General features: G+C 50.7%; 4 protein-coding genes. 1 reads left to right on the plus strand and 3 read right to left on the minus strand.

The features are described from left to right. Positions 1–22: 22 nt before the first annotated feature. The 3 genes from tssB to ACKQAD_RS18615 all read right to left on the minus strand — a co-directional run bounded on the left by tssB (position 23) and on the right by ACKQAD_RS18615 (position 5,848). Entirely contained in the window at positions 23–526 is a 504-nt protein-coding gene (tssB, locus tag ACKQAD_RS18605) for a type VI secretion system contractile sheath small subunit (RefSeq protein ID WP_409161481.1), read from the minus strand. 1,131 nt (positions 527–1,657) lie between these two features. Next, positions 1,658–3,472 (minus strand): ABC transporter ATP-binding protein/permease, encoded by a 1,815-nt coding sequence (locus tag ACKQAD_RS18610; RefSeq protein ID WP_409161483.1) that lies wholly within the window; start codon positions 3,470–3,472, stop codon positions 1,658–1,660. 18 nt (positions 3,473–3,490) lie between these two features. After that, positions 3,491–5,848, minus strand: a complete 2,358-nt coding sequence (locus ACKQAD_RS18615) for a TonB-dependent siderophore receptor (RefSeq protein ID WP_409161485.1) — start codon at positions 5,846–5,848, stop codon at positions 3,491–3,493. Positions 5,849–6,170: 322 nt separating this feature from the next. Between ACKQAD_RS18615 and ACKQAD_RS18620 the strand changes: the two genes are divergently transcribed. Next, the gene (locus tag ACKQAD_RS18620) at positions 6,171–7,664 is read left to right on the plus strand and encodes an aminotransferase-like domain-containing protein (RefSeq protein ID WP_409161486.1); all 1,494 of its coding nucleotides are present in this window, start codon (positions 6,171–6,173) and stop codon (positions 7,662–7,664) included. Positions 7,665–7,795 lie beyond the last annotated feature (131 nt).

Here is a 7,795-nt window from a genome sequence, read left to right on the forward strand (position 1 = left end):
ATTTATTTCCCTATTTCGTCAATTATTCGGCGGGTTTTACCAGATCAAGCTCTTTCAAAAGCTGCTCTCTGGCTTCATCGCTGGACAACAGATCCTGCAAACGATTACGGAATGAGGGAATATTGCCAAGGGGGCCTTTCAGCGCGACCAGCGCTTCACGTAAATCAAGCAACTTAAGTAATTCAGGCACCTGTTGAGCAATGCGGTCAGGGGAGAAATCATTCAGACCGCCGATGCTCAGTTTCACTGGCAGGTCGTCCTGACTTTCTTCTTCAAGGCGGTTTGGCACACTGAAATTCAATTCCAGATTTGCTTCTTTCATCACCGAGGTAAAGTTGTTCTTATCGATCGAGACAGTCTGACGCTCTTCGATCGGTGTTTCCTCTGTGCGCCCTTTCATATTTCCCACGATCATCAGCGTCAAGGGCAATTCTATTTCCGCCTGCTGACCACCAGTGGCCGGAACATATTTGATATTAATACGTTCCTTTGGTGCGACAGATGCACCATCAGTTCCTTTTGCCATGTGTCTATACCAACGTAAGGGCACTCGGGCCCGGAGAAGTAAAGTCGATTCCTACCAAAAGCCCGCCGTAGTCCATAAGAACGGCAGTGATTCGGCAAACAAATAACGCATTTGTTTTTCGACCAGCGAGATGAAATAAATTAAAAACGAATTAAAAAACCATAATAAAATCGTAATAAAACCGTAAATTTACGATTTATATCAGTGTAAAAGAGTCACACCAAGAAGGAATGAAATACATTTATATTTTGAGTTTGGATCATACACACAACTTAAACGTATGGTCAACGCTTATATAGCAGAGCAACTAAAGCGAACCACTAAAGAAGAAAACCAATAAAAACAATAAATTAAAAGAATTAAGTAAGAATAGATATAGGAAAAAACGATATTACTTCGATCTTCAATTAACGGAAAAGGAATATATTTTATGCCTTTTAATTTCGTTAAAAACGAAATGATTAATTAGCTAATAAAAATAATTAATGTAAATACCCCATTAATTTTAATTTAGTAAAACCATTTACACTACATTTTTACTTTTTACAGAATAAATATCTACATAACTCAGGTAATTATTTTCTATCTAAGAAATAAATACTAGATAATTTAGCAATTATTTACTTTTTAATTAAAATTTTTAGATTTTTATACTATAAAAAAATACAGTAAAAGCATGATTAACCAAGCATATATTTAATGCGCTATTTCATAACAAAAACTGTCGAAAAAGGTAGTGAAATGGTCTTTTAATCGTCATTTTCAGGTTAAAAAATAACAGCTATTCGGCAGGATATTATTTCAGGTAATACTGCCCTCCCGTGCATGATAGAGAAGGGAAAGAGGGGAAAGCATGAAGCGATAAAAACAAAACATCGAGAGAAGCATGTCGGGCGGATAACCTACGGATACGACATGTGGCAAACCACACTTTTGTCCAAATGGATCCCACTACAGCGAAAGTATCCCGATAACCTAAGTCTGGAAGACCAGCACGTTAAAATCAGAGCACGCTGAGACTTCCAGGTACGAATAACATCGGCTGGTTACTGGCCTGTTAAAACAACAAAAGTCCTGAAAAAGATCTGATACCCCTACAGAGTCTAGATTACAACGCACCTTATACCTTGATTAGCTATCGGCTACGGGCATAGCAGCGTTTCCCATTGGCTCATCGTGACGTTCGGCCGGAATAGCTGGCGAAATGTTCAACGTCGCGGCAGGAGAGCACGGACATAACTCCAGCACATGATCGTGATACTGTCGCAGTTGGCTGCGATGGGCTACGCTGATCACCGCGCTGTGCGGCAGAGAATCCAGCAGAATGGCGTAAAGCTGGCGTTCGAACGCCTCGTCAAGGGCACTTGTCGCTTCGTCCAGGAACAGGAAGTGCGGTTGGTGTAGCAGGGCGCGCGCTATCGCCAGACGCTGTTGTTCACCTCCGGATAATTTTTGCCGCCAGTGCTCACAATCGCTTAGAGACAGTTGCTCCAGCCCCACCTTCCGCAACACCTCTCGGCAGTCTGCGTCATTGAACTGCTCCGCTTCGCCAGGGTAGGTCAAGGCTGACTTGAGATCGCCATCGGGAATGTAGCTGCGTTGCGGAAGGAACAGCACGGAGCGATCGGCCGGACGCCGAATAGCGCCGTCGCCATAGGGCCATAACCCGGCCAGCGCACGCAGAAACGTACTTTTTCCCGTTCCCGATGGTCCGGTAATCAGCCAGCGTTCACCCAGTGAAAAACGTTGCGGCGGGATATCGGTCAATGGCTCATGCCGGGGCGTATAGAGCCGTAGCGCGGAAACAGTCAGTTCAGAGCGTTCATTTTGGCTAATGCTAATTCCACTGACGCGGTGTCGGGATTGTTCCAACGACGCGGAAAGATCGCGCAGTCGGTTGGCGATGGCTAGCCAACTGGTGATGCCGAGATAAGATTGAGTCGCAATAGACAGCGCCCCACTGAACATGTTGAAGGCGCCCGTCACCTGAGTGAGTCCGCCCATGGTCAGTTCGCCGGAAAAATAACGCGGTAACGCGGCGATGGTCGGCACCGGTTCGAATATACGCCCGTAACCATCCTGCATTAGCATCACCTTCGCCGTGCGTTTAACGATTGCCACAGTATTAACGTAGACCTGTTGAAAACGATCGGCCAACCGCCGACGTTCACGCTGACCACCACCATAAAGGGCAATCTGCTCCGCGTTTTCGCGCAGTTGCATAGCTGCGTAGCGATAGTCGGCTTCTACGGTTTGTCTCTCGTTGTTGAGCGACACCATTTTCTTGCCTACCCAGTGCATCAGCAGAAATTGCACACCGATATAAATAAAAGCAAGAAAGAACATGTAGCCTGGTATCACAATCTGCCAGCCCGCCACTTCGAATTCCAGACTGCCCGACAGCGACCACAGCAGATGACCGTAACCAATCGCCATCACACCGGCAGAGATGAAGCCCAGAGTCAGACTCAGTGTCTGATTGGTGAACAGTTTCACATCTTCGGCAATGCGTTGATCCGCGTTACTTAACGTCCCCTCGCGTTCAATATCGTAGTAGGCATGATTGTCGGTCCAGCGTTGCATGAAACGATGCGTCAGCCAGGTACGCCACTGCAAATCCAGCAGATTGTTGAACACCGCGTTCAAAATAGTGAGAATACTGACGCTCAACCCTACGACAGTGCTGATCAGTAGCGTTTTCAACACCAGTTCCCACTGACGGTTCACCAACGCATCGATAACTTCGCCAGCCAGCCGGTTGGCCCAAATCATGCAATACGTCATGCTGAACATAATGCAAAGAATGATCACCAGCTTGAACAGCGCCTTATAACGCTCTTCCGATACCCAGAACGGCGCGGCTAGCTGTAAAATAGTAGGGCGGCCCTGATCAGGGTCACCCGAATGTGCGCTACGATTGCGCGCTTTGCTTGATATTAACGACATGAAAGATCCCAGTATCCCTTAGAAGCTGTATTTGGTTGTCAGCAAGAGTGTGCGACCGTCCCTGACGCGAACAAAGTTACTGGTTGCTGCCTCGTAGATATCTTTATCAAAGACGTTCTTCACGCCCAGCGTGGTGCTCCACGCATTCCTATTATAGAAGACGCTCATATCTACCTGCGCTGCGCCGGGAGTGGTAAATGCATAGGCCGACCTTCTGTCGCCATTGGCATGGCTAAAGGCGGAGATGCCCAAACCAAATCCCAACCCGCGCAGCGCCTCGCGCTGTATCTCATAGGTGGTCCAGAGGCTTAGCTTGTGCTTGGGGGTCCCGGTGAAGATGCGATCTGGGTTGCTTTCGTCTTTGAGTCGGCTGTAGGTATAGTTAATGACCGCTCTCCAGCCGAGTGTCAGTTCTCCTTGCAGATCAAACTCCAGACCACGCGTCATCTGACCAGCAAGCGTATTGTAGCAGTCTCCGAGATTGTCATACTCCAGGACATTGGATTGCTGCAGTTCAAACGCGGCGGTCGTCAGTGACAGACGGCTGTCCAGCAAATCGAACTTGGCACCAAGTTCGCGGTTGCGCGAACTTTGCGGTTCCAACGAACCACCGCCGCAACGACGATCGAACTGCGGGGTGAACCCCTCGGCATAGCTGGCATACACCGATGTCTCAGGGGTGACGTTATAAATCAGGCCGATCCCCGGCGTCGTGACCCACTCTTTTTTCTTCCCTTCCGCGAATGTTTCAATCATGCCGCCAAAATCATAGGTGGAACTGCTGGTCGTGGTATAGCGGCTGCGGCGCAGGTTGAGGAGCAGGTTCCAGTCGCCATAGGTCAGCAGATTCTGTGCAAATGTGCCCAGTTGTTCCGATGTGGTGTCCGTTGTTCCGAACACATCCTGCGTGACCGCATTGACTTCCGGGAACGGGAAATAGTTAGGAGGATATATCGAAATCTGCTGGGTAGCGCTACCGTCCAGGTTTTGAAATTCCTGGGTCTTCGAACTGTATTTAGTATGGTTGATACCAACCGAGAGCTTGTGCGATACCGGTCCAGTATCCCCTTCGAAACGCAGGTAATGGTCGCCGCTGGTTTCCGTCGTCTCATACTGCGAACGGTTGGGGAAGAACCAGCTTTCACCGCTGTCGGTGGTATGGCTCAGACCACTGGAGTTGTATACATGTAGATCGAAGTCCGTGCGCGCGTATTGTAATCGACTGATCAAAGTCACGTTAGGTGTAATATACTGTTCTAACTGATAAAAGGCGCGTCGCTGCTCGCTATCGAAACCATCCTTTTTGTTTCCCAGTCGCATCTCAGGCACCGGCTGAATGACGCCGTTACGAGCATAGGTATATTTTTGCAGCGGATCGTGCTGTTTGCCATAGGAATAGCCGACAATCAGGTCGGTGTTCTCGTCCTTCCAGCGCAACTGCGGCATCAGAGAGACATCCTCGCGACCGTTGTAGCCCGCATCACTTTTCTGAGCGTCCGCTTTGGAGGCGATCAGACGATAGCTGAGCCGTTGGTCTTCAGTCAGGGCACCAGTGACATCGCCGGCCACGCTCACATCGTTATGAGTGCCATATTGCACTTGCACCGAACGCAGAGCGTCGGCCTGCGGCTTTTTAGTAACAACGTTGACGCTGCCACCCAGAGAGTTAGCTCCTGATAGGATTGCCTGCGGCCCCTTCAGTACCTCGATACGTTCGACGTTGAACACATTGGTCAATGAGGCGGATGAATCGCTGACGCCATTCACCATAGACGACGTATCAGAAAAACCACGGATGGACAGTGAAGGTTTGCCCTGCGGGGATTCATCGAAAGAGACCCCACTCACGTTGGCCAGCGCATCCTGTATCGACTGAACCTGCTGCGATTCCAGAACCTTACTGGTGACGACAGTCACCGATCCCGGCGTTTCCATCAGGCTTGTTCCGCTGCGCGTCGCCGTATCGGAGCGATCTGCCTTGAAACTCTCTTCCGCCTGATCGCGCTGCGCCACCACGGTAATGCTGTCCAACGTTGTCGTCTGAGATACCAGCAAGATGCCGTTCCCCACGTCACTGACAGACATACCGGTACCCGCCAGCGCTCGGGTGACAGCCTGGGACACGGTCAGTTCACCATTCACCTCGCCGGCCCTGAGACCTGTCACCGCTTCCGGAACGAACTCAATGCGATAGCCGCTGATCCGGCTAATAGCCTGCAAGGTATCGGCCAGCGATGCCGAGTTGAGATGATATGAACGGGCTGTCATAGTCTGCTGTTGCGCCGCAGAGGTTTGCGCGGATGCGTCGGTTGCCGACAACGCGGCGGAAACGGCGAGCAGCACGGCGCTCAGACGGAAATGTTGATGGAGTAACATAATTAGCACCTTGACTTATGGGGAAACATGACAAGCAGGTTACCAAATCCCATTCGACAGTCATCGGTACAATTAGCACAAAAAGCAGCTTCTGGCATGATCGTTACTTCATGACAGTTTATCTGTTTTGGTGAATTTAAAATGAGTTTATTGAATAAGTTATTCTTATATCCATGGATAAAAAAAGCCATCATGAAGTTTCATTATGGCATGAGGTATCAATACAGTTTTATCATATATTTTTTTTGTCACGACCACTTGATCATGACAGTTAAGCGATTATTATGGCTTGAGATACCGGCTTATGAGGAGCGTCTGAGGTATGAAAAATCCGCTTGTACGCGGCACCCGCCCTTTCACTATCGATAAAGCGGAACTCTCTGCCATCGCGGCGTCAGATGGTTCGCTTTCCCTGGTGGATCAGATCTTTACGCTGGTAGCCAACGCCATCAAATACCAGCATATCGCCAAAGGGATGCGCATGCCCTCGGTGCGCCAATTGGCGGAAGATTGCGGTATCAGCCGCGATACCGCAGCCCGCGCCTATGACAAGTTGGTGGCCCACGGTTTGCTGGAATCGCGGCGCGGCTCCGGCTTTTACGTCCGCTCCCGCACGGCACGTCAGCCACCGGAAAAGATCGATGTACATCCCGGAAGGCTCAACACGGATGAGAAACTGGCCTGTATGCGTTTTCGCCTGGCGTTGTTAAGGCCAGCACCGGCACTAAAAAGCTACAGCGGCATCGGCTATCTGCCGGAAATGTGGATGGACGAAACCAGCATCGCCGGGGAACTGCGCACCGTGGCGCGCGGCAATCAGCGCGCACTGGGCCAGACTGGCGATCCTCAAGGCTACCTGCCGTTGCGCAACCAGCTACAGTTGAAGTTGCATGACATGGGAATCTACGTCGAACCGGCGAACATTATGCTGACCAGCGGTGCCGCCGATGCTCTGAACCTTATTATCCAGGTCTACCTGAACGCGCCCGGCGAATGCGTACTGGTAGAGCAGCCTTGTCAACCTTTGCTGATTCAGCGCTTGATGGCGAACGGTCTGGAGACACGCTGTGTGCCGCGTCGCGCCGACGGGCCGGATCTGGAGGAACTGCGCTCCCTGTGCGAGACGTATCACCCGCGTTTTTTCTTCTGTAGCTCCGTGCTACATAACCCAACCAGTAACCACCTGGCCCCGCCCATCGCCTTTCAACTGCTGCAACTAGCGGAAGAGTTCGACCTGACGATCGTCGAGGACGACACCTATGGCGATCTGCTGCCACAGGGGCTGACTACCGTGCCCACACGCCTCTCGCCTCTGGATCAATTGCGTCGCGTCATCTATGTCGGCAGTTTTTCCAAAACGCTCGCACCCGGCCTGCGCGTCGGCTACTTGGCCGCCAATACGGCGCATATCGAATGGCTGACGATGAACCGCTCGCTGCACTGTATCGCTAGCAACAGCCTAGTGGAACGCACGGTATATCGCTTGCTGACCCAGGGCAACTATCGTCACCACTGCGAACAGATTCGCACGCGCCTCACCGGTCTGCGCCCCCTTGCCGCCGAGGCATTACAGGCGCTGGATTTGCATCTTGACTATGAGCCCGACGCGGGCTTCTATTTATGGGCCAATCTGGGGAAAGGTGTCAATGCGTTCGATATAGCCCAGAAGATGCTACAACAAGGGCATCTCGTGGCCCCAGGCAACATGTTTTCCCTAACAGACCTGTCGTACATGCGCTTTAACGTGGCCGAAGTGCTCAACAATGGTTTACTACCTACTCTGGCACAACACCTTTCCTCACAGCGCGGGCGCTAACTGCCAGAAAGTGACGGGAAGGGATAACCCGGCATCAAAAAATTTCCGGGAAAAAATTTTTGACGTTGCTCCAGCGACGGCCCGTAAGGCTGAGGAATCCCCAGAAAACAAGACAGGCATAGAGTTTTATG

Source organism: Pectobacterium artocarpous (genome assembly GCF_046159765.1).
In the GTDB taxonomy this organism is placed as follows: domain Bacteria; phylum Pseudomonadota; class Gammaproteobacteria; order Enterobacterales; family Enterobacteriaceae; genus Pectobacterium.